The 508-nt window shown below is 57.3% G+C and carries 1 protein-coding gene; it reads left to right on the top strand.

Annotated elements, in window-relative coordinates:
• Positions 1 to 423: hypothetical protein (locus tag RMSM_RS00495; RefSeq protein ID WP_236621944.1), on the top strand; the 423-nt coding region annotated here is incomplete at its 5' end.
• Positions 424 to 508: the final 85 nt, after the last annotated feature.

Below are 508 nucleotides of genomic sequence, written 5' to 3'. Positions count from 1 at the left end.
CAACGGCAGCTTCTCGCTTGTAACGATTCACCAACGGGATTCGAAGTTCCAGAGCCTGTGTCGGTAACTGTCGATGGCGACGATATCGAGGCCGACGACATCGTTCTTGTAGCGACGAGGTTGCCCGCATCGGACGATCCAACGAAGTGCAAAGTGTCGCTTCGAGTGATCACCATCGCCGGTACGGTGATCGTCGGTGCAAAAGTCACCACGCGACTCGCAAACTGCAAAACGATCGCCCAATCATCGCTCGTGCTCAATGGTGTTCACGAGCCGACAACGACCAACGCCAACGGTATCGCGGTGTTGGAGCTGGCCCGTGGAGTGACGATCGTGATCACGGTTCGCACGCGAGATGAGGAAGTGGAATTGACGTACACCGTCCCAGATGCAGCAAGCGGTGATGCCACGGTCGAGGTGTGATGCAGCTGCGTTGCATCCGGTCGCCGAGTGAACCAAACTGCATGCACGTCGCCGGTGTGTGTTCTCAACAAACTTCGACGCTGGC

This window comes from Rhodopirellula maiorica SM1 (assembly GCF_000346295.1).
Lineage (GTDB): Bacteria > Planctomycetota > Planctomycetia > Pirellulales > Pirellulaceae > Novipirellula > Novipirellula maiorica.
This window is presented reverse-complemented; position numbering and strand designations above follow the sequence as displayed.